We start from the raw sequence: 22,498 nt of genomic DNA, 5'->3' as shown, positions 1-22,498 counted from the left end.
CACAACGCCATGGCCTCTCACGCCGCTTCATCGAACCCTGCCGGCCTGCCGCCGGGCCTGCCCAAGGCCGACTACCGCAATGCGATGGCGCGCCTGGGCGCCGCGGTGAACATCATCACCACCGACGGCCCCGCGGGCCGCGCGGGCTTCACGGCATCGGCCGTGTGCAGCGTGACCGACGAGCCGCCCACGCTGCTGGTGTGCCTGAACCGCTCGGCGTCGGTGTACCCGGCGTTCAAGGCGAACGGCGTGCTGTGCGTGAACGTGCTGGCCGCGGGGCACCAGTCGCTGTCGGCCCTGTTCGGCGGCAAGACGCCGATGGACGAACGCTTCGCGGCGGGCCGGTGGCGCCGCAACACCACCGGCTCGCCGATGCTCGACGACGCGGCCGTGTCCTTCGACTGCCGCGTGATGCACGCAACGAGCGCGGGCACGCACGACGTGCTGTTCTGCGAGGCGGTGGCCATCGCCATCGGCGGCGCGGCGCAAGGGCTCATCTACTTCGACCGCCGGTATCACGAGATCGCGGTGCCGCCGCAGCATTGACTTTTCTCTTGGAAAGCAAGACCCACGTGCGCGACGCGCGTTCCGTGTTGTCCCCTCTCCCCTCGGGGAGAGGGTCAGGGTGAGGGGGCAGCGGCGCCGGCACGCAGTCGTTGTGGGTTCGAGGCCGCTGCCCTCACCCCAGCCCTCTCCCCAAGGGGAGAGGGAGCAAGACACAGCGCCTTGCCGCAGTCACCGCGGCGTGATGCCCTGCAGCACGATGCGCTGCACGTTCTCCACCGTCTTCTCGAAGAACGCCTCGTCGTCGAGCGTGTGCCCCGACAGCGCCTGCACCTGCACGCCGAAATCCGCGTAGTGCTGCGTGATCGCCCACAGCGCATAGATCAGGTGCTGCGGGTCCACCGGTGCCAGCTTGCCGGCGGCCACCCACGCCACGATCACCTCCGACTTGCGCTCCACCAGCGTGCGCAACTCACGGTCGAGTTCGTCGCGCAGCAGCGGCGCGCCCTGGATCATTTCAAGGCAGAACAGGCGCGACGCATCGGGCCGGTCGCGCGAGATCACGAGCTTGCGGCGGATGTAGTCGCCGATGGCCTGGCTCGGGTCCTGCTCGGCGCTGAAGCCGCGCAGTGGTTCGAGCCACAGCGCGAGCAGGTCGCGCAGCACGTTGACGTAAAGCTCTTCCTTGTTCGCGAAGTAATAGAGCAGGTTGCTCTTGGACACATCGGCGCGCGCCGCCACCTGGTCGATCGACGTGCCGTGCAGGCCGAAGCGCGAGAACAGGCCCAGTGCAGCGCCCAGGATGGCGCTGCGCTTGTCCTCGATCTGGCGCAGCCGGCGGCTCACCGCGGACGCGCTGCGCACCACGGGTTTCGCACGCTTGCGCGCCGGGCTTTCCTTGCTGGCTTCCTTGCTGGTGTTGGCAGCCAGCGCCTTGGTCTTCGGCATCTTCCCTCACTCTCTCTATCTCGGTGTTCGGTCTGGTTCTGGTACTGCGCACCACTGTAAGGCCACGGTGCATCGCCTTGCGTCACGAAGGCGTTCACAGGCTCATGCAAGGGCCTTGCCACGCACCATGCTGACGCGGCCGTTGCGATTTGTCCATTTGGTCCAACTGGCACAGACGTTGCATGGCGAAAGGCATGCCAAGCCAGAGGAACCTGCCATGACCCTGCTGTCCGTCCCCATCATCGATCTCGCGCCTTACTTCGCCGGCACCGCCGAAGGCAAGGCCGAGGTCGCGAAGAAAGTCGATGAAGCCTGCCGCAGCATCGGCTTTCTCGTCATCACCAACCACGGCATTCCGCCGGCGTTGATCTCCAGCGTGTCGTCGCTGTCGCGCACCTTCTTCGACATGCCGCTGGCCGACAAGCGCAAGGTCGACCGGCCGCGCGAAGACGCGGTGCGCGGGTACAGCGCGGTGGGCGAAGAGGGCCTGTCGTACAGCCTGGAAGAGGCGGCCCCCGGCGACCTGAAGGAGTCGTTCTCGGTCGGCCCGTCGAACGTGCCGAACGACGACTACCACCGCGGCCCTGCCGCCGGCCCGCACTTCGAGCCCAACAGCTGGCCGCCCATAGACGGTTTCCGCGAAGCCTACGAGGGCTACTTCGAGGCCATGAGCGATCTCTCGCGCTCGCTGATGCGCATCTTCGCGCTCGGCCTGTCGCTGCCGGAAAACTTCTTCGACGACAAGATCGACGCGCACATCAGCATGTTCCGCGTGCTGAGCTATCCGCCCCAGCGCGAGCAGCCGCTGCCCGGCCAGTTGCGCGCGGGTGCGCACAGCGACTACGGCAGCCTGACGATCGTGCTGCCCGACGACAAGGGCCTGCAGGTGTTCAACAAGGCCGGCCAGTGGGTCGACGTGCCGCAGGTCGAGGGCGGCCTGGTGGTGAACATCGCCGACCTGATGATGCAGTGGACCAACGACCAGTGGGTGTCCACGCTGCACCGGGTGATCAACCCGCCGTTCGAGGTGGCGAGCACCAACCGCCGGCAGTCGCTGGTGTTCTTTCACCAGCCCAACTACGACGCGATGGTGGAGTGCCTGCCCGTCTGCCTGGCACCTGGGGAGAGCGCCAAGTACCCCCCCATTACTTCCGGCGACCACCTGACCTCGAAGTTCGTCAAGCAGACGACGTTCGGCGGGACCAAGGCAACCGCCTGATCGGGCCCCACGCACATGGCGCACCTCTCTTATGTCAACGTCTTCGCCAAGGACGTGGTCGCGCTCAGCGGCTTCTACCAGCGCGTGTTCGGCTTCCCGGAAATCGAGGCGATCCGCTCGCCGATCTTTCGCGGGCTGGACACCGGCAAGTCGAGCCTCGGCTTCAACGCGCTCGATGCCTACGAGCTGCTGCACCTTTCCGAGTTCTCCGACACGCGCGGCGTGAAGTTTCTGCTGAACATCGACGTCGACAGCCAGGCCGATGTCGACCGCATGGTGCCCGTGGCGCTGGAGGCCGGCGCCACGCTCGTCAAGCCGCCGTACGTCACCTACTACCACTGGTACCAGTCGGTGCTGCTCGACCCCGAAGGCAATGTGTTCCGCATCAATTTCATGATGTAGCGGCACGCGGCGTTCGTCTCCTTCTTCTTGCCCTTGTCTCTTCCCATGCTCCTCACGAAAGGTTGCTCCATGCTGCGCACTCCCTCCCACGGCACCACCCTCGGCCTGGCCCTGAGCCTCGCAGCCGGCGGCGCGTTGTTCACGACGCTGCCCGCCGCGGCCGCCGACGGCTTCACGCTGAAGGACAAGCCGAAGATCGCGATGCTCTACTTCGGCCCGAAGAACGACGGTGGCTGGACGCAGGCCTTCGACGAAGCCCGCGTGAAGATCGAGAAGGAAATCGGCCAGAAGATCCAGTTCGTCGAAAACGTGCCCGAAGACGCCTCGGCCATCAAGCCGGCGGCCGAGAAGTTCATTCAGCGCGGCGCCAACATCGTCATCGGCACCGCCTTCGGCTATTCCGACAGCTTCAAGGACCTGGCCGCCAAGTACCCCGACGTGGCCTTTCTGAACGGCTCGGGCACCACCAACGGCACCAACCTCGAATCGTTCTACGGCCGCACCTACGAGAGCCAGTACCTCTGCGGCATGGCCGCGGGCGCGGCGTCCAAGACCGGCAAGCTCGGCTTCGTCGCGGCCAACCCCTTCGGCGTGGTGAACTGGACCATCAACGCCTTCGCGCTCGGCGCGCAGAAGATGAACCCCGCCGCCACCGTCAACGTGATCTACACCGGCGCATGGAACGACCCCATCAAGGAACGCGCCGCCGCCGCCGCGCTCATCGACCAGGGCGCCGACGTGATCGGCCAGCACGTGGACAGCCCCACGCCGCAAATCGTGGCGCAGGAGCGCGGCGTGTACGGCACCGGCCACCACCGCGACCTGCGCCAGTTCGCGCCCAAGGCCACGCTGTGTTCCTCCGTGTGGGTGTGGGACAGGTTCCTCACGCCGGAGCTGAAGAAGGTCATGGCCGGCGGCTGGAAGCCTGCCCCCTACGGCGCCTTCATCGAGATGAAGGACGGCGGCACCGACATCGCCGGCTTCGGCCCCGCCGTGCCCAAGGACAAGGCCGCGGTCATCACCGCCGAGCGCGACGCGATCATGAAGGGCAAGCAGGTGTATGCCGGCCCGCTGGCCGACCGCGACGGCAAGGAGCGCGTGGCCAAGGGCGCCGTGCTGTCCGATGCCGACCTGTGGAAGATGGACTGGTTCGTCAAGGGTGTGGTCACGCAGAAGTAAGCCCCCAGCAAGCACCGACCACGCCCATGCCCAACGCGCTCGAACTCACCGGCATCCGCAAGTCCTTCGACGGCTTCGCGGCACTGACCGACGCACACTTTGCCGCGCGCTGGGGCGAGGTCCATGCCCTGCTCGGCGAGAACGGCGCGGGCAAGTCCTCGCTGATGAACATCGCGGCCGGGCTGTATGCGCCCGAAGCCGGCCAGCTGCTGGTGGACGACAACGCGGTGCGCTTCACCGGGCCGCGCGACGCGGCACGGCACCGCATCGGCATGGTTCACCAGCACTTCAAGCTGGTGCGGCCTTTCACCGTGGCGCAAAACATCCTGCTCACCGCGCCGGAGCCGGCCGAGTTCCAGAGCCACGGCGAGCGGCTGCGCGAGATGGCGCGCGACATCCGCAACAAGGCATCGGAGCTGGGCTTCGACATCGATCCGTCGAAGCGCGTCGACGCGCTCTCCATTGCCGAACAGCAACGCGTCGAGATCCTCAAGGTGCTGCTCGCGGGCGCGCGCATCCTGATCCTCGACGAGCCCACCGCCGTGCTCACCGACCAGGAGGCCGCGCGCCTGCTGCAGACGGTGCAGGGCCTGGCGCGCGCCGGTGCCGCCGTGGTGCTGGTCACCCACAAGATGGCCGACGTGAAGACCTACGCCGACCGCGTGACGGTGATGCGCGGCGGGCGCACGGTGGCCACGCTGCAGCCTTCGGAAACATCGGTCGCCGAACTGGTGAAGCTCACGGTGGGCGAATCGATTGCGGCGCTGGGCTTTCAGGCCTCGACCACGTCGCGCGGGCCGGTGCGGCTGTCGGTGCGCGGGCTGCGCACGCCGGCCTCGCCCGAAGGCCGGCGCGTGCTCGACGGCGTCGACCTCGAGCTGCACGCCGGCGAAATCTACGGCCTGGCCGGTGTAGGCGGCAACGGCCAGGGCGAACTGGCGGGCGCGATCATGGGCCTGCCGGGCGAAGCCACCGAAGGCGAGATCGACCTGGCGGGCCATGGCGACCTGAAGACCCTGGCCGCATCGGCACGGCGCGGCATCGGCATTGCCGCCATTCCGGCCGACCGCTACGGGCTCGCGCTCGCGGGCGGCCTGTCGGTGGCCGAGAACTACGCCATCGGCCGCGTGCACACCGGGCGCTACGGGCCCGTGTGGCGCCTGCGCCGGGGCCGCATCCAGAGCGACACGCAGGAGGCGGTGCGCGCCTTCGACGTGCAGGGCGTGCGCTCGGTCGCGCAGAAGGCCGCGCTGCTGTCGGGCGGCAATGCGCAGAAGCTGGTGCTGGCGCGCGAGTTCGGCAAGTCGCCCATGCTGGTGCTCGCGCACAGCCCGAGCCGAGGCCTCGACGTGCGTGCCAGCGCCGAGGTGCATGCGTGGCTGCGTGCCGCGCGCGACGGCGGCGCCGCAGTGCTGCTGATCAGCGAAGACCTCGACGAAGTGCTGCAGCTGGCCGACCGCGTGGGCGTGATGACGCGCGGTCGCATTGCCGGCGAATTCGCACAGCCCGCCGACCGGCAGGCCATCGGACAGGCGATGGTCGACCATGGCTGACGCATTCCTCACGGCCGACATGGCACACACACCCAAGCCCTCTTCCTCTTCCTCTTCGCCTTCCGCTTCCCTCGCGCATGAAGCGCCGCGCGCCATGCAGCCGCTCGCGCGCCGCCGCTACGCGCTCGAGATCCGCCAGCACATGGCGTGGCGCTGGCAGGCGCTGATCCTCGCGGGCGCGCTGTTCTTGGGCTTCGCCATCTCCGCCGCGATCCTGGTGGCGGCCGGCGTGCCGGCCGACGAACTGGCCAACGAGTTCGTCACGCAGACCTTCTTCGACGGGCAGAACTTTCGCGCCGTGCTGTTCCAGGCCGCGCCGATGATCCTGGTCGGCCTGGCGGGCTCCATCGCCTTTCGTGCGCGCTTCTGGAACCTCGGGCTCGAGGGCCAGATGATCTGGGGCGCCATCGGCGCGACCACCATCTCGATGTGGCAGATCGGCCCCGAGAACCTGCGCCTGCCGCTGATGTTCGTGGCCGCCGTGGGCTGCGGCCTGCTGTGGGTGCTGGGCCCGGCGTGGCTCAAGCTGAAGCTCGGCGTGAACGAGATCATCTCCACGCTGATGCTCAACTACATGGCCGCCAACTTCCTGCTGCACCTGGTGTACGGCAACTGGAAGGACCCGAAGGACAACTTTCCGTACTCGCCGCAGTTCCGCGCGTTCGAGCGCCTGCCCGAACTCGGCGGCGGCGTGGGCAGCGCGATTTTGCTGGCGGGCGTTGTCGCCTTGCTGGCGTGGTGGCTGGTGAGCGTGAGCCGCGTGGGCCTGTACCTGCGCTTCGTCGATGCGAACCCGCGCGTGGCGCATGCCAACGGCGTGCCGGTGCGGCGCACCATCTACGGCGCCGTGCTGCTGTCGGGCGCGATGGCCGGGCTCGCGGGCTTCGCGGTGGTCGCGGGGCAGGAAGGCCGGCTCACGCAGGCCTTCTACCAGGGCTACGGCTTCTCGGGCATCCTCATCGCCTTCCTGGCGCGCAACAACCCGCTGGCGGCAACGGTCGTGGCGTTGCTGGTGGCGGCCTTGTTCGTCACCGGGCGCAGCCTGCAGGTGTTCTACCAGGTGCCGTTCTCGATGGTGCAGCTCATCCAGGCCATCATCGTGGTGTGCGTCGCGTCGAGCGACTTCTTCATTCGCCACCGGTTGCGCCGCGTGGGCGGGGAGGTTCTCCAATGAGCGCCGCGCCGGGCCGCCCCGAGCAAGCTCGCACCGCAGCGCGCAGCGCGGAGGTTCTCCAATGAGCGGCAGCGTCGTCCTGAACTGGCTCGCGAGCACGCCGGACTTCGCCATTCCGTATGCGCTCGCGGCACTCGGTCTCATCATCAGCGAACGGGCGGGCGTGCTCTCGCTCGGCGCCGAAGGGTTGATGCTGGTCGGCGCGCTGGCCGGCATCGGCGCGCAGATCGCCATCGGGCAGCCGGCCGTGTCGCTGGTGCTCGCGATGCTGGCGGCCAGCGTGGTGTCCATGCTGTTCGCGGTGATGGTGATCTGGCTGCGCGTGAACCAGGTGATTGCCGGGCTCGCGCTGGTGTTCTTCTGCCAGGGCCTTACTTCGCTGGTCGGCTCCATGGCCGACTGGACCAACCACGCCACCGACGGCATCGGCACGATGGCCCTGTGGCCGCTGTCGATGCTGCCCGGCGTGGGCAAGCTCTTCGCGCAGAACGCGATGGTGTGGCTCACCCTGCCGATCTTCGGCGCGGTGGCGTGGTTCTTCGCGCGCACCTCCACCGGGCTGCGGCTGAGGGCCGTGGGCGAGAACCCGCAGGCGGCCGATGCCGCGGGCATCAACGTCACGGCGTGGCGTTTCGTGGCGGTGCTCGCGGGCTCGGCGCTGGTGGGTTTGGCGGGCGCCTACATCTCGGTGGTCAGCACCAAGCTGTGGATCGCTGGCATGACCGGCGGGCGCGGCTGGATCGCGGTGGGCCTGGTGATCTTCGCGCGCTGGTCGCCGTGGAAGGCACTGGTGGGCGCGGTGCTGTTCGGCTGCATCGAGGCGCTGATTCCCCAGCTGGCCGCGGCCGGCGTGCAGCTGCCGCAGTACTTCGTGATGATGACGCCGTACGCGGTGACGCTCGGCGTGATGGTGTGGGTCGCGCTGTCGCGGCGCGGTGCCGACGAAGAGCCCGGCGCGCTGGGCCAACCCTACGTGAGAGAAGAACGCCGATGAAGGCCTGGGTCTACAACGAGGAGCGCGAGCTCGACGCGGCGCAGTTCGCCGACTACCTGAACCCCGCCACCACCGCGGTCGTGTCCATCGACATGCACCGCGGCCACCTGGACGACAGCCCCGACTGCCCCTGCCCGGCACCCCGGGCGCGCGACGTGGTGGCGCCCATCGACAGTTTTCACGACGAAGTGCGCGCGCTGGGCGTGCGCATCGTGCACATCAAGTCGGTGCTGCGGCCCGGCGGCGAGGACGACATCCGCGGCATTCCGGCCGCGTGGCGGCGTACCTTTCCGCTGCACGTGGGCGACATTCCGAATGCCGACGCGCATGCCATCGAAGGCTCGAAGTGGACCGAGTGGGTCACGCGCGTGGCGCCCGGCGACATGCGGGTGGACAACAAGCGCCGGCTGTCGGCCTTCTACCCGACCGACCTCGACTTTCTGCTGCGCAACCAGCGCATCGAGACGGTGGTGCTGAACGGCGGCTTCACCGACTGCTGCGTGCTCAACACGGCGTTCGACGCCAACAACCACAACTACCGCGTGATCGTGCTGCGCGACCTGGTGCGCGGCACCGATGCGCACCTGGAAGGCGCGGCGCTGGCGATGGTGTCGCTGCACCTGGGGCTGGTGGTCGATTCAGGCGAGCTGCTGCGCCAGTGGCGCGAGTGAAGCTTTAGCAAGCTCCGAAAAAGCGCTACCCCGGCACGCGGAGCCAGCGCGCGGCCACACCTTGCATGTCGCCTTGCGCGGCCTGCCACACCAGCTCGGGCGCGGCCACATGCACGCCCGGCGGCGCGATGCGCAGCGCCAGGTCGACCAGCTCCGCCACCTTCGACGCACGCACCGGCTGCTCGCTGCTGGGCACCATGAAGCGCACGACGGACAGCATCCATGCGGCCAGCCGCTCCAGCGGGTTGGCGAACTTGGCATTCGCCGGCTTGCGCGCCGAGCGCACGAGGATCACGCGCTCGAAGCCGCAGGCCACCACCGCCTGCTCGTCGAGGCTGGCCAGCCCGTGCTTGAGTGCCTCGGGCAGCCGGCCCTGGTCGTGCGGCTGCACGATGGCCAGCGTGCGCACGCCGCAGGCATGCAGCCAGCGCGCGAGCGCGGGCAACTCCGAAGGCTCGGGCACCCACAGCGCGCGCTCGCGGTCGTGGTACAGGCGCGGCGGGTCGAATGCGACGATGGCGGTGTGGGCCGACGTGAGCGGCCATTGCGCGATGGGCAGCGCCGGGCTCAGGCAGGTCTCCACGCCGCGCAACCCGTCGCGCATCGGCTCGCGCGCCAGCACGCGGGTGTGCGCATGGCGGTGGCTGCCCGCCAGCCGGCGCAGCAGCTCGGCCCCCAATGCGCCCGTGGCACCGGCGATCAGCAGCGTGCCGAAGGCCGCGGACGCCGCGGGCAGAACCGCGCGGTTCGCAGCCTGCAGGGCGTGGAGAGGGTCGAGGGCCATAGGGGCATCTATGCTAACTTCCGCACCTTCTGCGGAGGTAATGCAAATGATGATGAAGCGCTGGTTCCTGATCCTTGCGGCGGTCGTGTCGCTGAGCGGCTGCGGCTACAACAACTTCCAGTCGCTCGACGAGGCCAGCAAGTCGGCCTGGAGCGAGGTGCTCAACCAGTACCAGCGGCGCGCCGACCTGGTGCCCAACATCGTGGCCACCGTGAAGGGCGAGGCCGCCTTCGAGCAGGACACCCTCACCAAGGTGATCGAGGCGCGCGCCAAGGCCACCTCGATCACGGTGACGCCCGAGACGCTGAACAACCCCGAGGCCTTCCAGAAGTTCCAGCAGGCGCAGGGCGAGCTCTCTTCGGCGCTGTCGCGGCTGATGGCGGTGTCGGAGCGCTACCCCGACCTGAAGGCCAACCAGGCGTTCCGCGACCTGCGCGTGACGCTGGAAGGCACCGAGAACCGCATCACCGTGGCGCGCAACCGCTACATCGAGACCGTGCAGGAGTACAACGTGCTCGCGCGCAGCTTCCCGACCAACATCACGGCCAAGATCTTCAGCTACGCGCCCAAGCCCAATTTCACCGTGCAGAACGAGGCGCAGATTTCCACGCCGCCCACCGTCGACTTCAGCGCACCGAAGAAGTAAGGGCCGCCACCGATGGCCGCTGCCCTGTTCCGCCGCGCGCTGGCCGCGTTCTGTCTCGCGGCCCTCTCCTGGGCCGGGCTGCCTGCGCTGGCGCAAGGGCTGCTGCCGGTGCCCGCGCTCACGGCGCGCGTGATCGACCAGACCCAGACGCTCGACAGCGCCCAGCGCAACGGCCTGGAGACCAAGCTCGCGGCCTTCGAGCAGCGCAAGGGCTCGCAGATCGTGGTGCTGATGGTGCCGACCACCGCACCCGAAGACATCGCCAGCTACACGCAGCGCGTGGGCGACGCCTGGAAGATCGGCCGCAAGGGCGTGGGCGACGGCCTGCTGGTGGTGGTGGCCAAGAACGACCGCGCGATGCGCATCGCCACGGCCAAGACGCTCGAAGGCGCGGTGCCCGACCTGGCGGCCGTGCGCATCATCGACGAGGAGATGAAGCCGCGCTTTCGCCAGAACGACTTCGCGGGCGGGCTGAACGCGGCGGTGGACCGGCTCATCGGGCTGGTCGACGGCGAGCCGCTGCCGGCGCCGTCGCGCGACAACGCCGCAAGCGGCGGCAACAGCGCCAATGACGAAGGCGGCCTCTTCGGTTTTCTGCAGCACTTCGGCGTGTTCCTGTTCGTCGGCGTCTTCATCGGTGCCCCGATTGCGCGGGCGGTCCTGGGCAAGAAGCTGGGCACCGTGGTCGTGGGCGGCGGCGTGGGGGTGATCGTGTTCCTCCTCACCGCCAGCATCGCCATCGCGGCGATCGCGGGGGTGATTGCGCTCGTCGTCACGCTGGTCGCGGCCGCGGGGCGCGCGGGCGGTGGCGGAGGCGGCGGCGGCGGCTGGGGCTCCGGCGGCGGGGGCGGCGGCTGGAGCAGTGGCGGCAGCAACCGCGGCGGTGGCGGCGGTTTCAGCTCCGGCGGCGGTGGCAATTTCGGTGGCGGCGGCGCCTCGGGCAACTGGTGAACACGATGGCAACCGACGCAACCCTTTTCTCCAGGCTGGCGCGCATCTGGCGCCATCGCTGGATCGACGAATCCGAAGTGCGCCGCGCGCTGCCCGAGGCCGTGATGCAGCGCCTGACGGGCCGCGTGGCCGCGAGCGAACGTCGCCACAGCGGCGAGGTGCGCATCTGCGTCGAGGCGGGCCTGCCGATGTCGTACCTGTGGCGCCATGCCTCGGCGCGCGAGCGCGCGGTCATGCTGTTCGGCAAGCTGCGCGTGTGGGACACGGCACACAACAACGGCGTGCTCGTCTACCTGCTGCTGGCCGAGCACGCGATCGAGGTCGTGGCCGACCGGGGCCTGCATGCGCACGTCGACGATGCGGCATGGGCCGCGATGACGCAGCGCATGAGCGCGGCGTTTCGCGAAGGCCGCTTCGAGGACGGGCTGACGCAGGCGCTGGAAGAGATCTCGGCCTTGCTGGTGGAACACTTTCCGCTGGCCGACGGCGAACTGGACGTGAACGAGTTGCCGGACGAGCCGGTCGTGCTCTGACCCTTTGACTTGCTCCCTCCCCCGTTGGGGGAAGGAGCAAGACCGGACTTTCTCCCTCCCCTTCCGGGGGAGGGCTGGGGTGGAGGCAAGCGGCGTGTCCATCGGGCGCTCTGGCTGCCCCCATCCCGACCTTCCCCCAGCGGGGGAAGGAGCAAGACCAGGACATCAGTCAGTAGCCGGCAGCGCCCACACGGCCGACCCGCCCACCGCGTGAAAGCGCCGCCCCGGCGCCGCCTCCATCAACCACCCGCCCGTGAATTCCCCGAAAGCCGGCAGCACGGCCTGCTGCGCATCGCTCACGAAACACGGCAGCCGCACGCGGTCGCGCCCCGGTCCGTAGAGCTTGCAGGCGGGATGCAGGTGCCCCGCCAGCACGAAGTGCGTGGCATGCGCCTGCGGATGGTGGCAACAAGCGAAGGGGCCCAGCAAATGGGGCTCCTCCACCACGTCGATGCGCAACGCGGCCGGCGGATCGCCCGCGCGGCTGTCGTGGTTGCCGCGCACCAGGGTCATCGCGACGTCGGCGTGCCCCGCGCGCCAGGCCTCGACGGCAGCGAGGACCGTGCGCGCTTGCGCCGCATGCAGGAAGTCACCGAGGAACACGATGTGTTGCGGCGCGTGGGCGGCAATGAGCGCGTCGAGCCGCGCCAGGTTCTCCTGCGTGGTGCCGCCCGGCACGGGTTGGCCCAGCGCGCGATAGGTCGCGGCCTTGCCGAGGTGGAGATCGGCCAGGAACAGCGTGCGCTGCGCAGGCCACCAAACGGCGCGTTCAGGCAACAGGCACAGCGATTCGCCGGCCCACCGCACCGCCAGCGGTGTCGTGGAAGAAAGAGAAGAAGTCACTGGCCGTCAGTGTCGCAAAAGACGCCCGCACCGGCCCTTGCCTTGCAATTCGCCCTCGCGGCCCCCAGCTTTTTGCCATGACCGCCGAAACCACCGCCGAAGCTCCAGCGCTGCACATCGTCTGCCCGCACTGCCACACCACCAACCGCGTGCGCGCGACGCAGCTGGGCAGCGCGCCCGACTGCGGCAGCTGCCACCGCCCGCTGTTCACCGGGCACTCGACCGCGCTGGCGGACGCGGCCACCTTCGACAAGCACATCGCGCGCAACGACATCCCCGTGCTGGTCGACTTCTGGGCGCCGTGGTGCGGCCCCTGCCGCCAGATGGCGCCGGGCTACGAGCAGGCGGCGGCCCAGCTCGAGCCCCAGGTGCGGCTGGCCAAGGTCGACACCGAGGCGGTGCAGGCGCTGGGCGCGCGCTTCAACATCCGCAGCATCCCCACGCTGGCGCTGTTTCGCGGCGGGCGCGAAGTGGCGCGGCAGGCCGGCGCCATGAGCGCGGCGGACATCGTGCGCTGGGTGAAGGCGAACGGCGCGGGCTGAGCACGCGGCGCACCGAGCCTTGCTGCGCCTCACAGCGGCGGCAAAGGCCGTGACGGCTTGCGGCGCTCGCGCCGTGGCGACGGAGGCTTTCCCCGCCCCTTGCCCGCGCCCTCCTGCCCGAAGGCCATCGTTCCCTTCACCCGCTCGACACCGCCGGCCGTGACCACGCCGCCCGCGGCTTTTTCCAGCTGCTCGACCATGCGCGCGATGCGGTCGGCCACGTTCTCGTTGGACAGCTTCTCGCGAAACAGCTCGACCATCAGCGGAAACGAGAACGGCGTGGGCCGCGCGAGCGGCTTCAGCACCAGCGCCTGAGCGGCCATGCGCACGAGGCTGGTACGCAGCCGGCCGATTTCCAGTTCCTGCGCCAGCAGCTCCTGCTCGGCCTGCTGCAGCAGCTTGTTGCCGGGGTCGTACTTGCGAAAGACCTCCCAGAACAGCGAGGACGAGGCCTGCAGCTGCTTGCTGCTGCGCTTCTCGCCGGGGTAGCCCTGGAAGATCAGCCCCGACACGCGCGCAATCTCGCGAAAGCGCCGCTGCGCGAGCTCGCCCGCGTTGAGCGAGGCCAGCACCTCGTGCAGCAGCGCCACGTGGGCTTCGTCCCCCTCCCCTTCGCCTTCCGGCAGGCGCAGCACCTGCGGCAGCAGCGTGGGCCAGTCGACCGGCGTCGCGCTCAGCAGCTCGAAGCCGTAGTCGTTCACCGCGATGGAGAAGGTGCGCGCCTCGTGCTGCGCCACGCGCCAAGCCAGCAGGCTCGCCACGCCCAGGTGCACATGCCGCCCGGCGAAGGGGTACAGGAACAGGTGCGAGCCTTCGCGCGTCGTCAGCGTCTCGGCCAGCAGCGTCTGCGGCGTCGGCAGCGCCGACCACTGCTGCTGGATCTCGAGCAGCGGGCGCACGCACTGCAACTCGGGCGAGTCGTACCTGCCCTCGCCGGCCAGCGCCAGCTGCTGCACCACCGCATCGGCCAGCGTGGTCGACAGCGGCATGCGCCCGCCGTTCCATCGCGGCACCGCCGCGCGCTTGCCGCTGGCACGCCGCACCCAGGCCGTCATGTCGTGGATGCGCACCAGCTCGAGCAGCCGGCCGCCGAACAGAAAGCAGTCGCCGGGCTTCATGCGCGCGACGAAGCTTTCTTCGACGCTGCCGATCTTCGAGCCCGCCAGGTACTGCACCGACATGCTCGCGTCGCTCACGATGGTGCCGATGTTCATGCGATGGCGCCGCGCCAGGCGCGCATCGGGCACGCGCCACACGCCGTCGGCATCGGGCACGGCGCGCCGGTAGTCCGGATAGGCCGCGAGCGAGGCGCCGCCCTGCGACACGAAGTCGAGGCACCATTGCCAGTTCTCGCGCGAGAGCTTTTCATACGCCGCGGTGCCGCGCACCTCGTCGTACAGGTCGTCGGGCACGAAGCCGCCGCCCAGCGCCACCGTCACCAGGTGCTGCACCAGCACGTCCAGCGGCTGGTCGGGCGAGTAGCGCGCCTCGATGTGCCCCGCCGCAATGGCCATGCGCGCGGCCGAGCCCTCGACCATCTCGATGCTGTGCGTGGGCACGAGCGTGATGCGCGACGGCCGCCCCGGCGCATGGCCCGAACGGCCCGCGCGCTGCAGCAGGCGCGCCACGCCCTTGGGCGAGCCGATCTGCAGCACGCGCTCCACGGGCAGAAAGTCCACGCCCAGGTCCAGGCTCGAGGTGCACACCACCGCCTTCAGCTCGCCGCTCTTCAGGCCCAGCTCGACCCACTCGCGCACCTCGCGGTCGAGCGAGCCGTGGTGCAGCGCGATGAGGCCGGCCCAGTCGGGCCTGGCTTCGAGCAGGGCCTGGTACCAGATTTCCGATTGCGAGCGTGTGTTGGTGAAGACCAGCGTGGTCTTGCTGGAGGCGATTTCCTCGATCACCTGCGGCAGCATCGTGAGCCCCAGGTGGCCGCCCCATGGAAAGCGCTCGGCGCGCCCGGGCAGCAGCGAATCGATGACGAGCTTCTTGGGCACCTGGCCCTGCACGAGCACGCCGTCTTCATTGCCGAGAAGCGCATGCATCGCCTCGTGCAGGTTGCCCAGCGTGGCCGACATGCCCCAGACCGCGAGGCCCGGGTTCCAGCGCCGCAGGCGCGCGAGCGCAAGCTGCACCTGCACGCCGCGCTTGTTGCCTAGCAGCTCGTGCCACTCGTCGACCACGGTCATCTGCACATGGCCGAGCACCTCGCGGGCATCGGCGCGTGAGAGCAGCACCGAGAGGCTCTCGGGCGTGGTGACGAGCACGGTCGGCAGGCGCTTGTTCTGCGCGCTGCGCTCGGCGGAAGAGGTGTCGCCGCTGCGGGCGCCCGCGCTCCATGGATGCACGTCGACGCCCAGCGCTTCGAGCGGCTGGTGCAGGGCGCGCAAGGTGTCGGCGGCAAGGGCGCGCATGGGGGTGAGCCACAGCACGGTGAGCGGCATCGGTGTGGGCTTGAGGGCGCTCTGCTTGCGGGCCTTGGAGAACGCCAGCAAGGCGCCGAGCCACACCGCATAGGTCTTGCCAGCGCCGGTGGTGGCGTGCAGCAGGCCGGACTTGCCTTCGGCGATGGCCTTCCAGACCTCGCGCTGGAACTTGAAAGGCTTCCACTCGCGCGCCGCGAACCACGCATCGAGCGCCGCCTTGACCTTGGTCTTGCTCCTTCCCCCTCCGGGGGAAGGCTGGGATGGGGGCACGCGGCCTTCGACAGGCGGCTGGTCTTCGGTACGCCGCTGGCCCCCACCCCGGCCCTCCCCCGGGAGGGGAGGGAGAAATTCGGGACCGCCCAGCTCGACTGTCTTGCTCCTTCCCCTCCCGGGGGAAGGCTGGGATGGGGGCACGCGGCCTTCGACAGGCGGCTGGTCTTCGGTACGCCGCTGGCCCCCACCCCGGCCCTCCCCCGGGAGGGGAGGGAGAAATTCGGGCTCCACGGGATCGTTCATGACGGCAACAACGCCGCCAGCGTCTGCAAGGTGTCCGCCTCCGCCACCGGCTTGTCTTCCCGCCACCGCAGCATCCGCGGAAAGCGCACTGCAATGCCGCTCTTGTGCCGCGTGCTGCGCGCGATGCCCTCGAAGCCCAGCTCGAACACCAGCGTCGGCTTCACGCTCTTCACCGGTCCGAAGCTCTCCACGGTGGTCTTGCGGATGACCGCGTCGACGCGACCCATCTCCGCATCGGTCAGCCCCGAGTACGCCTTGGCGAAGGGCACGAGCCTGCGGCCTTCCTGCCCGGGCGGGCCGTCCCACACCGCGAAGGTGTAGTCGCTATACAGGCTCGCGCGGCGGCCGTGGCCGCGCTGTGCGTAGATCAGCACGGCGTCGATGCTGAGCGGCTCGATCTTCCACTTCCACCACACGCCGACGTCCTTGGTGCGGCCCACGCCGTACTGCGCGTCGCGGCGCTTGAGCATCATCCCTTCCACACCCATGGTGCGCGCGGCTTCGCGCTGGCGTGCGAGGTCGCTCCAGTCGGTGCCCGCGAGCATCGGGCTGGGCAGCAGCGAAGGGTGCCGCATGCGCGCGACCAGCTCGTCGAGCAGCGCGCGGCGCTCGGACTGCGGCAGCACGCGCAGGTCGCGGCCTTCCCATTCGAGCAGGTCGTAGGCCAGCAGCACCACCGGAATCTCGCGCAGCAGCTTGGGGCCCAGCGTCTTGCGGCCGATGCGCCGCTGCAACTCGGCAAAGGGCTGGACCTTGCCTGCGCCTTCCGGCGACGCCTCGTCCCTGCGCCACACGGCGATCTCGCCGTCGAGCACCGTGCCGTCGGGCAAGGCCTCGCCAAGCACGGCGAGTTCGGGAAAGCGCTCGGTCACCAGCTCTTCGCCGCGCGACCACACCCAGACCACGCCGGCGCGCTTGACCAGCTGCGCCCGAATGCCGTCCCACTTCCACTCGACGACCCAGTCGGCAGGCGGCCCCAGCACCGCATCGAACTGCTCGACCGGCAGGTTGAAGGGATGCGCCAGGAAGAACGGGTACGGCTGCCCGCTGGTCTTTTGCACCTGCTCTTCGCCCGACTCCGGCGCGACCAGCGCGCTGTAGTCGCCGGGCTGCGGCCGCGCCCCGATGTGCGTGTAGCCCATCAGGCGTTGCGCGACCCGCTTGGCGTCGATGCCGCCCACGGCCGCGAGCGCCTGCGTGACCTGCAGCTTCGACACACCCACGCGAAACGCGCCGGTGATGAGCTTGAAGTACACCAGCCGCTCTTCGGCCGCAAGCTGGCGCCACTGCGCGCGCAGGCGGTCGGCCAGTTGCTCGGGCTCGGTCTTTGCAGCTTCGCGCAGTGGCAGCAGGTGCTGCTCGACCCAGGTGGCAAGGCCGAGGTCGTGCGTCTCGCTGGGCGGCGGCAACAGCAGCGCGATGGTCTCGGCGAGGTCGCCCACGGCGTCGTAGCTTTCGTCGAACAGCCACTCCGGCAGGCCCGCGGACTCCTGCGCGAGCAGGCGCAGGAGCTTGGTGGGCACGAGCTGGCGCGGCTTGCCGCCGGCGAGAAAGTAGACCGCCCATGCAGCATCGGCCGCGTCGGCCTCGCGCAGGTAGCGCTGCAAGGCGGCCTGCTTGACGAGATTCGACGTGCTCGCATCGAGCTCGCGGTACAGCGCGGCAAAGGCCTTCATGTATCGGCCCCTTCCCCCGCTGGGGGAAGGTCGGGATGGGCGCCGGCGGCGTCTCCGTCGATCGCCGCTGGCCCCGTCCCCAGCCCTCCCCCGGAAGGGGAGGGAGTTTCTTGATCGTCTTCATCGCCGTACTCGGTCTTGAAGCCGCGCGCGTCCAGCCCGTTCTCCGTGAGCCACCGCACCATCACCTGCACACTGCCGTGGGTGACGAACACGCGCTCCGCGCCCGTGCCCGCAATCGCCTGCTGCAGGCCCGGCCAGTCCGCATGGTCGGACATGACGAAGCCCCGGTCCACGCCGCGCCGCCGGCGCGTGCCGCGCAGCTGCATCCATCCGCTGGCGAACGCATCGGCGTAGTTGCCGAAGCGCTTCATCCACGGCGTGCCCTGCGCCGAAGGCGGCGCCAGCACCAGCGCGTGTTTCAGCAGGGCGGCATCGACACCTTCGTCGCTCACGCGCAAGGTGGGCGGCAAGGCCACGCCGGCCGCGCGGTACACGGCATTCAGCGGCTCCACGGCGCCGTGCACCACGATCGGCCCGATGCTCGCGTCCACCCCGTGCAGGACGCGCTGCGCCTTGCCGAAGGCATAGCAGAACAGCACCGACGCGCGCCCGGCCTGCGCATTGGCGCGCCACCAGGCATCGATCTGCGCGAACAGCACGGCCTGCGTGGGCCAGCGGTAGATCGGCAGGCCGAAGGTCGACTCGGTGATGAAGGTGTCGCAGGCCACCGGCTCGAACGGCGGGCAGGTGCCGTCGGGCTCGGTCTTGTAGTCGCCCGAGGCCACCCACACGCGCCCGCCGTGTTCGAGCCGCACCTGCGCCGAGCCCAGCACGTGGCCGGCCGGATGCAACGACACGCGCACGCCGTGGTGCTCGATGGCCTCGCCGTAGGGCAAGGTCTGCAGGTTGATGTCCTGCCCGAGCCGCGTGCGCAACGTGCCTTCGCTGTCGGTGTGGGCCAGGTAGTGCGCATGACCGACGCGGGCGTGGTCCGAATGCGCATGCGTGATGACCGCGCGCCCCACCGGGCGCCAGGGGTCGATGTAGAAATCGCCGGGCGGACAGTACAGGCCTTCGGGCCGGGCGACGACGAGCTCTTCTTGGGATGCGGGCATGGCACGCCATCGTAGGCGCTGGCCGCTCGGCGCGCCGCCGCCCGGCAGCCGCGATGCGGTGTGGGCCGGCGCCTACCCGGTGCCTGCCCGGTACCTGCCCGGCGCCTACCTGGCGCCTGTTTCAGGGCTTCTTCGGCCGGCCGCTCATCATGTCGAGCACGTTCATCTTCATGCCGTTGGACATGACCATGTCGCCCGGCTTCTGGTCGGCCTTGCAGGGCCCGATCCATTTGGCTTCCATGACGCTGGTGCCTTCGGCGCGGCCCATCAGCGGCGGGTTGTAGCTCGACTTGCTCTCCATGCGGTAGGCCGAGCCGAAGTCACCGCTCATCACCGCGTGCGAGGTGGCGGTGGTGTTGCCGATCTTGCAGACCGAGTCCATCACCAGCTTGCCGCCGTCGGCGCGCAGCTCCTGCTTCGAACACATGTCCTTGCCCATGCCCTGGCCCATGTCGCGCAGCGCCTTGTCACTGGCCGCGTCGATGCACTGCTGCATGCTGTGGCCTGCCGCACCGGGGCCGGAGGCCTGGCCTGTGCCGTCGCCGGTCTGTATTTCCCACAGGCCGGGCTTGCGCGCCGGAAAATCGAGCGCGAAAGCGGGGCCTGCAATGGCGCTGGCCACCATGCAGGCGGCAGCGGCGGACAAACGGATCTTCATGACGGCTCCCGCGGCGGTGAACGACGATGCCGGGGTTGTACCGCGAGCGCCGCCGCTGCGGAATACCGCAATCGGCCTACGCCGGACGCGCGTGCACGTGTGCCGCGGCCGCGCCGCGCTGCCGCGTCGCGACGCCCAGCGCCACGCCCAGCGCGAAGCCGCCGAGCACATCGACCAGCACATGCTGGCGCACCGCCATCGTCGAATACACGATGGCCGCGGCCCAGGCCACGTTCACGACGCGAAGCCACGCCGGCGCGCCCACCTGGCGCAGCTGCCGCGCCAGCACCACGCAGGCGAACACCGAGAACGACACGTGCAGCGAGGGGAAGGCGTTGCCGGCCGAGTCCACCATCTTCAGGAACTGCAGCGACGTGCCCGGCGTGGTGTCGACCGCGAAGTTGGGAATGGCCGTGGGCATGAACCAGAACACGAGCAGCGCCAACACGGTCATCGACGCGCAGCCGAAGGAGAAGCCCCACAGCTCGCGCCTGTCCTTGGCCAGCAGCACCGGCAACGCGATGTAGCCCCACAGCGAGAGGTAGACGGGCAGCAGCACCGGCGAAAAGGCAATCAGCCGGTCGAAGGCCGTGAGCGGCAGCACCCACACCTGGCCCGCGTTTTTCATGATCCAGAAATACAGCGGGAAGAAGCCGATGGTGGCGACCAGGTTGCCGGCCAGCTTCAGCGGGAACAGCGTGGTGCAGCGCTGCCACAGGGCGGCGAGCCAGGTGGGTGCGGTCTGGGACGCGCGGTTGGACGTGTCGGGTGCGGAGGGTGTCATGAAGGCGCGTGCAGCGCACGGCGCGCTACCAGGGCGTCCACTTTAATTCGCTTTTCGCCGACGCCACCGTGCGCTCGATGAAGCGGACGCCGCGCGCGCCGTCCTCCACGCGCGGGTAGTCCGCCGCCAGCGGGTCGGCCACCTGCCCCGCAAGCCGCGCGCGAATGTCCGCCGCCACGCCCGCATAGACATTCGCGAACGCCTCGATGAAGCCTTCCGGGTGCCCCGCAGGCAGCCGGCTCGCGCGCCGCGCGGACTCGCACAGCCACGGCGCGCCGCGCGTCAGCACGCGCTGGGGACCGTCGTGCGGCAGGTGCACCAGTCGGCTGGGCTGCTCCTGGTGCCATTCGAGCGTGCCCAGCGTGCCCGACACGCGCAGGCGCAGGTCGTTCTCCAGCCCCGTGCTGATCTGCGAGGCAATGAGCACGCCGCGCGCCCCGCCCCGGAAGCGCAGCAGCAGGCTGCCGTCGTCGTCCAGCGTGCGGCCCGGCACCAGCGCGCTCAGGTCGGCGCACAGGCTTTCGATCTGCAGGCCGGTGACGGTGGCCGCGAGGTTCTCGGCATGCGAGCCGATGTCGCCGATGGCGCCGGCCGCGCCGCTGCGCGCGGGGTCGGTGCGCCAGTCGGCCTGCTTGTTGCTGCCGCTTTCGACATGGCTCGCGAGCCAGCCCTGGTTGTATTCGACGACGAGCTTGCGAATGTCGCCGAGCTGGCCCGAGCGCACCATCTCGCGCGCCTGCCGCACCATGGGGTAGCCGGTGTAGTTGTAGGTGACGCCGAACACGGTGCCCTGCGCGGCCACGGTGGCGACCAGCGCATCGGCCTGTTCGCGCGTGTGCACCAGCGGCTTGTCGCAGACCACATGAAAGCCCGCCTCGGCGAAGGCCTGCGCCACCGGAAAGTGAATGTGGTTGGGCGTGACGATGGAGACGAAGTCGATGCGTTCGTCCGCGGGGCGCTTCAGTTCTTCGGCCAGCAGCGCCTGCCAGTCGCCGTGGTTGCGCGCGTCGGCCAGGCCCAGGTCGCGGCCCGAGGCGCGCGCCTTGTCGGGGCTCGATGACAGCGCACCGGCGACCAGTTCGATCTGGCCGTCGAGCGCCATGGCCTTGCGGTGCACCGCGCCGATGAAGGCGTCGCGCCCGCCGCCGACCATGGCGTAGCGCAGCTTGCGAAGCGGGGTGTCGGTCATCGATCTCCTCGGTGTTTCTGGCTTGGTTACTGTCCCCTCTCCCCTTGGGGAGAGGGCTAGGGTGAGGGTTGCGGCTTTTGCAAGCGCACAGCCTGTGCCATCGCCGCTGCCCTCACCCCAACCCTCTCCCCAAGGGGAGAGGGAGCAAGTCAGGGACCGCCGCTCTTCAGAACATCAGCGCCTCAGAACGGCGAGTTGGGGTGATAGAACTCTTTCGCGTTTTCTTTGGTGATCAACACCGAAGGAATGATCGTCGTCGCCGGCAGCTTCTCGCCCTTCAGGCGCGCTTCGGCCGTGAGCTTGATCGCGTCGTAGATGAACTTGGGCGAGTAGCTCACGTCCGCGCCGATGCGCTTGTCCTTGCCGTCCATGATGGTCTTGACCATGTCCTTGGCGCCGGCGCCGCCGAACACGATCTTGATGTCGTCGCGCTTGGCCTGCGCAATCGCCTTGAGCACGCCCACCGCCATGTCGTCGTCGGCAGCCCAGATGGCGTCGATCTGCTTGAACCGCGTGAGGTAGTCCTGCGTGACCTTGAAAGCGTCGTCGCGGTTCCAGTTCGCGTACTTGGCGTCCAGCAGCTTGATGTCGGGGCTGCCCTTCAATACCGCGTTGAAGGCGTCCATGCGCTCGTTGTCCAGCGTGGTGGCAATGCCGCGCAGCGCGACCACGTTGCCCTTGCCGCCCAGCGTCTTCACGATGTATTCGGCGGGGATCTTGCCGAAGGCGGTATTGTCGCCGGCCACGTAGGCGTCCTGCGCGCTGGTGTCGGTCAGGCCGCGGTCGACCACGGTGACGTACGCACCCTTGGCCTTGACCTGCGCGACCGGCTTGGTCAGCGCGGCCGATTCGAACGGGAACACGACCAGCGCGTTGATCTTGGTGACCGTCGACAGGTCTTGCAGCTGGTTGGCCTGCTCGGGCGCGTTGGCTGCGGTCTTGATCGTGATCTTCAGGTCCTTGTGTTCTTTCTCGAGGTCCTTCTTCGCCTGGTTGGCCCAGTAGTTGATGCCGCCCATGAAGCTGTGCGTGGCCGCGGGAATCGACACCCCGAGGTTGACCTTTTCCGCGGCGAGCGCGGGCAGGCTGGCGAAGGCTGCGGCGGCAACGGCCGTGAGCGCGATACGACGTGTGAAGCTTGTCATGCTGGATGTCTCCTTGTGGTTGATGGAACGAACGTACGAACGG

At 69.3% G+C, this 22,498-nt stretch carries 22 protein-coding genes; 12 read left to right on the top strand and 10 right to left on the bottom strand.

Annotation, left to right across the window (positions count from 1 at the left end):
- Positions 1-9: 9 nt before the first annotated feature.
- Complete coding sequence (gene rutF / locus ACSFA5_RS31760; RefSeq protein ID WP_435448026.1) at positions 10-546, top strand: NADH-dependent FMN reductase RutF; 537 nt, start codon at positions 10-12, stop codon at positions 544-546.
- Positions 547-735: 189 nt separating this feature from the next.
- Here rutF and rutR read toward each other — a convergent pair whose 3' ends face one another.
- Positions 736-1,452: an HTH-type transcriptional regulator RutR gene (rutR, locus tag ACSFA5_RS31755; protein WP_435448025.1), complete on the bottom strand. Its 717-nt coding sequence runs from the start codon at positions 1,450-1,452 to the stop codon at positions 736-738.
- A 217-nt stretch (positions 1,453-1,669) separates the two neighbouring features.
- On the opposite strand from rutR, the gene ACSFA5_RS31750 reads away from it, so the two are divergent.
- From ACSFA5_RS31750 to ACSFA5_RS31720, 7 genes are all read left to right on the top strand, one after another.
- On the top strand, positions 1,670-2,671 hold the full coding sequence (locus ACSFA5_RS31750; RefSeq protein ID WP_435448024.1) for an isopenicillin N synthase family dioxygenase: 1,002 nt from the start codon (positions 1,670-1,672) through the stop codon (positions 2,669-2,671).
- A 15-nt stretch (positions 2,672-2,686) separates the two neighbouring features.
- The gene (locus ACSFA5_RS31745; protein WP_435448023.1) at positions 2,687-3,073 is read left to right on the top strand and encodes a VOC family protein; all 387 of its coding nucleotides are present in this window, start codon (positions 2,687-2,689) and stop codon (positions 3,071-3,073) included.
- Positions 3,074-3,142: 69 nt separating this feature from the next.
- Entirely contained in the window at positions 3,143-4,252 is a 1,110-nt protein-coding gene (locus ACSFA5_RS31740; protein ID WP_435448022.1) for a BMP family ABC transporter substrate-binding protein, read from the top strand.
- Positions 4,253-4,278: 26 nt separating this feature from the next.
- Positions 4,279-5,805 (top strand): ABC transporter ATP-binding protein, encoded by a 1,527-nt coding sequence (locus ACSFA5_RS31735; protein ID WP_435448021.1) that lies wholly within the window; start codon positions 4,279-4,281, stop codon positions 5,803-5,805.
- Entirely contained in the window at positions 5,798-6,979 is a 1,182-nt protein-coding gene (locus tag ACSFA5_RS31730) for an ABC transporter permease (RefSeq protein ID WP_435448020.1), read from the top strand. The genes ACSFA5_RS31735 and ACSFA5_RS31730 overlap by 8 nt, the downstream gene beginning before the upstream one ends.
- A 61-nt stretch (positions 6,980-7,040) precedes the next feature.
- Complete coding sequence (locus ACSFA5_RS31725; protein ID WP_435448019.1) at positions 7,041-7,973, top strand: ABC transporter permease; 933 nt, start codon at positions 7,041-7,043, stop codon at positions 7,971-7,973.
- Positions 7,970-8,644 carry a cysteine hydrolase family protein gene (locus ACSFA5_RS31720; RefSeq protein WP_435448018.1) on the top strand — a complete coding sequence of 225 codons (675 nt, stop codon included), beginning with the start codon at positions 7,970-7,972 and terminating at the stop codon, positions 8,642-8,644. The genes ACSFA5_RS31725 and ACSFA5_RS31720 overlap by 4 nt, the downstream gene beginning before the upstream one ends.
- Before the next feature lie 25 nt (positions 8,645-8,669).
- Here ACSFA5_RS31720 and ACSFA5_RS31715 read toward each other — a convergent pair whose 3' ends face one another.
- Entirely contained in the window at positions 8,670-9,428 is a 759-nt protein-coding gene (locus tag ACSFA5_RS31715; RefSeq protein WP_435448017.1) for a hypothetical protein, read from the bottom strand.
- Between the two features lie 46 nt (positions 9,429-9,474).
- Between ACSFA5_RS31715 and ACSFA5_RS31710 the strand changes: the two genes are divergently transcribed.
- Genes ACSFA5_RS31710 through ACSFA5_RS31700 form a run of 3 tightly spaced genes read left to right on the top strand, consistent with a single transcriptional unit; the run spans position 9,475 to position 11,558 of the window.
- Entirely contained in the window at positions 9,475-10,074 is a 600-nt protein-coding gene (locus ACSFA5_RS31710; protein ID WP_435448016.1) for a LemA family protein, read from the top strand.
- 12 nt (positions 10,075-10,086) lie between these two features.
- Positions 10,087-11,025: a TPM domain-containing protein gene (locus ACSFA5_RS31705; protein WP_435448015.1), complete on the top strand. Its 939-nt coding sequence runs from the start codon at positions 10,087-10,089 to the stop codon at positions 11,023-11,025.
- Positions 11,026-11,030: 5 nt separating this feature from the next.
- Entirely contained in the window at positions 11,031-11,558 is a 528-nt protein-coding gene (locus ACSFA5_RS31700; RefSeq protein ID WP_435448014.1) for a TPM domain-containing protein, read from the top strand.
- A gap of 165 nt (positions 11,559-11,723) precedes the next feature.
- On the opposite strand, the gene pdeM is transcribed toward ACSFA5_RS31700, so the two are convergent.
- Complete coding sequence (gene pdeM, locus ACSFA5_RS31695; RefSeq protein ID WP_435448013.1) at positions 11,724-12,401, bottom strand: ligase-associated DNA damage response endonuclease PdeM; 678 nt, start codon at positions 12,399-12,401, stop codon at positions 11,724-11,726.
- 77 nt (positions 12,402-12,478) lie between these two features.
- On the opposite strand from pdeM, the gene trxC reads away from it, so the two are divergent.
- A complete protein-coding gene (gene trxC, locus ACSFA5_RS31690) occupies positions 12,479-12,943 on the top strand; it encodes a thioredoxin TrxC (protein WP_435448012.1) in 465 nt (154 codons plus the stop codon).
- Positions 12,944-12,972: 29 nt separating this feature from the next.
- Here trxC and ACSFA5_RS31685 read toward each other — a convergent pair whose 3' ends face one another.
- From ACSFA5_RS31685 to ACSFA5_RS31655, 7 genes are all read right to left on the bottom strand, one after another.
- Positions 12,973-15,639, bottom strand: coding sequence for a ligase-associated DNA damage response DEXH box helicase (locus ACSFA5_RS31685; protein WP_435448011.1), 2,667 nt, complete (start codon positions 15,637-15,639; stop codon positions 12,973-12,975).
- Between the two features lie 242 nt (positions 15,640-15,881).
- On the bottom strand, positions 15,882-17,561 hold the full coding sequence (locus ACSFA5_RS31680; RefSeq protein WP_435448010.1) for an ATP-dependent DNA ligase: 1,680 nt from the start codon (positions 17,559-17,561) through the stop codon (positions 15,882-15,884).
- Positions 17,558-18,679 carry a ligase-associated DNA damage response exonuclease gene (locus ACSFA5_RS31675; RefSeq protein ID WP_435448009.1) on the bottom strand — a complete coding sequence of 374 codons (1,122 nt, stop codon included), beginning with the start codon at positions 18,677-18,679 and terminating at the stop codon, positions 17,558-17,560. The genes ACSFA5_RS31680 and ACSFA5_RS31675 overlap by 4 nt, the downstream gene beginning before the upstream one ends.
- 121 nt (positions 18,680-18,800) lie before the next feature.
- Positions 18,801-19,337 carry a DUF3617 domain-containing protein gene (locus ACSFA5_RS31670; protein ID WP_435448008.1) on the bottom strand — a complete coding sequence of 179 codons (537 nt, stop codon included), beginning with the start codon at positions 19,335-19,337 and terminating at the stop codon, positions 18,801-18,803.
- Between the two features lie 76 nt (positions 19,338-19,413).
- Complete coding sequence (locus ACSFA5_RS31665) at positions 19,414-20,121, bottom strand: phosphatase PAP2 family protein (RefSeq protein WP_435448007.1); 708 nt, start codon at positions 20,119-20,121, stop codon at positions 19,414-19,416.
- 25 nt (positions 20,122-20,146) lie between these two features.
- Positions 20,147-21,310: a Gfo/Idh/MocA family protein gene (locus ACSFA5_RS31660; RefSeq protein WP_435448006.1), complete on the bottom strand. Its 1,164-nt coding sequence runs from the start codon at positions 21,308-21,310 to the stop codon at positions 20,147-20,149.
- Between the two features lie 182 nt (positions 21,311-21,492).
- Positions 21,493-22,455 carry a substrate-binding domain-containing protein gene (locus ACSFA5_RS31655; RefSeq protein ID WP_435448005.1) on the bottom strand — a complete coding sequence of 321 codons (963 nt, stop codon included), beginning with the start codon at positions 22,453-22,455 and terminating at the stop codon, positions 21,493-21,495.
- Between the last annotated feature and the right edge of the window lie 43 nt (positions 22,456-22,498).

Origin of the sequence: Variovorax monticola, assembly GCF_051216855.1 — a bacterium.
Lineage (GTDB): Bacteria > Pseudomonadota > Gammaproteobacteria > Burkholderiales > Burkholderiaceae_C > Variovorax.
This window is presented reverse-complemented; position numbering and strand designations above follow the sequence as displayed.

Coding starts and splice junctions, on each gene's coding strand:
- rutF (WP_435448026.1), top strand. CDS start 10: ATGGCCTCTCACGCCGCTTCATCGAACCCTGCCGGCCTGCCGCCGGGC.
- rutR (WP_435448025.1), bottom strand. CDS start 1,452: ATGCCGAAGACCAAGGCGCTGGCTGCCAACACCAGCAAGGAAGCCAGC.
- ACSFA5_RS31750 (WP_435448024.1), top strand. CDS start 1,670: ATGACCCTGCTGTCCGTCCCCATCATCGATCTCGCGCCTTACTTCGCC.
- ACSFA5_RS31745 (WP_435448023.1), top strand. CDS start 2,687: ATGGCGCACCTCTCTTATGTCAACGTCTTCGCCAAGGACGTGGTCGCG.
- ACSFA5_RS31740 (WP_435448022.1), top strand. CDS start 3,143: ATGCTGCGCACTCCCTCCCACGGCACCACCCTCGGCCTGGCCCTGAGC.
- ACSFA5_RS31735 (WP_435448021.1), top strand. CDS start 4,279: ATGCCCAACGCGCTCGAACTCACCGGCATCCGCAAGTCCTTCGACGGC.
- ACSFA5_RS31730 (WP_435448020.1), top strand. CDS start 5,798: ATGGCTGACGCATTCCTCACGGCCGACATGGCACACACACCCAAGCCC.
- ACSFA5_RS31725 (WP_435448019.1), top strand. CDS start 7,041: ATGAGCGGCAGCGTCGTCCTGAACTGGCTCGCGAGCACGCCGGACTTC.
- ACSFA5_RS31720 (WP_435448018.1), top strand. CDS start 7,970: ATGAAGGCCTGGGTCTACAACGAGGAGCGCGAGCTCGACGCGGCGCAG.
- ACSFA5_RS31715 (WP_435448017.1), bottom strand. CDS start 9,428: ATGGCCCTCGACCCTCTCCACGCCCTGCAGGCTGCGAACCGCGCGGTT.
- ACSFA5_RS31710 (WP_435448016.1), top strand. CDS start 9,475: ATGATGATGAAGCGCTGGTTCCTGATCCTTGCGGCGGTCGTGTCGCTG.
- ACSFA5_RS31705 (WP_435448015.1), top strand. CDS start 10,087: ATGGCCGCTGCCCTGTTCCGCCGCGCGCTGGCCGCGTTCTGTCTCGCG.
- ACSFA5_RS31700 (WP_435448014.1), top strand. CDS start 11,031: ATGGCAACCGACGCAACCCTTTTCTCCAGGCTGGCGCGCATCTGGCGC.
- trxC (WP_435448012.1), top strand. CDS start 12,479: ATGACCGCCGAAACCACCGCCGAAGCTCCAGCGCTGCACATCGTCTGC.
- ACSFA5_RS31680 (WP_435448010.1), bottom strand. CDS start 17,561: ATGAAGGCCTTTGCCGCGCTGTACCGCGAGCTCGATGCGAGCACGTCG.
- ACSFA5_RS31675 (WP_435448009.1), bottom strand. CDS start 18,679: ATGCCCGCATCCCAAGAAGAGCTCGTCGTCGCCCGGCCCGAAGGCCTG.
- ACSFA5_RS31670 (WP_435448008.1), bottom strand. CDS start 19,337: ATGAAGATCCGTTTGTCCGCCGCTGCCGCCTGCATGGTGGCCAGCGCC.
- ACSFA5_RS31665 (WP_435448007.1), bottom strand. CDS start 20,121: ATGACACCCTCCGCACCCGACACGTCCAACCGCGCGTCCCAGACCGCA.
- ACSFA5_RS31660 (WP_435448006.1), bottom strand. CDS start 21,310: ATGACCGACACCCCGCTTCGCAAGCTGCGCTACGCCATGGTCGGCGGC.
- ACSFA5_RS31655 (WP_435448005.1), bottom strand. CDS start 22,455: ATGACAAGCTTCACACGTCGTATCGCGCTCACGGCCGTTGCCGCCGCA.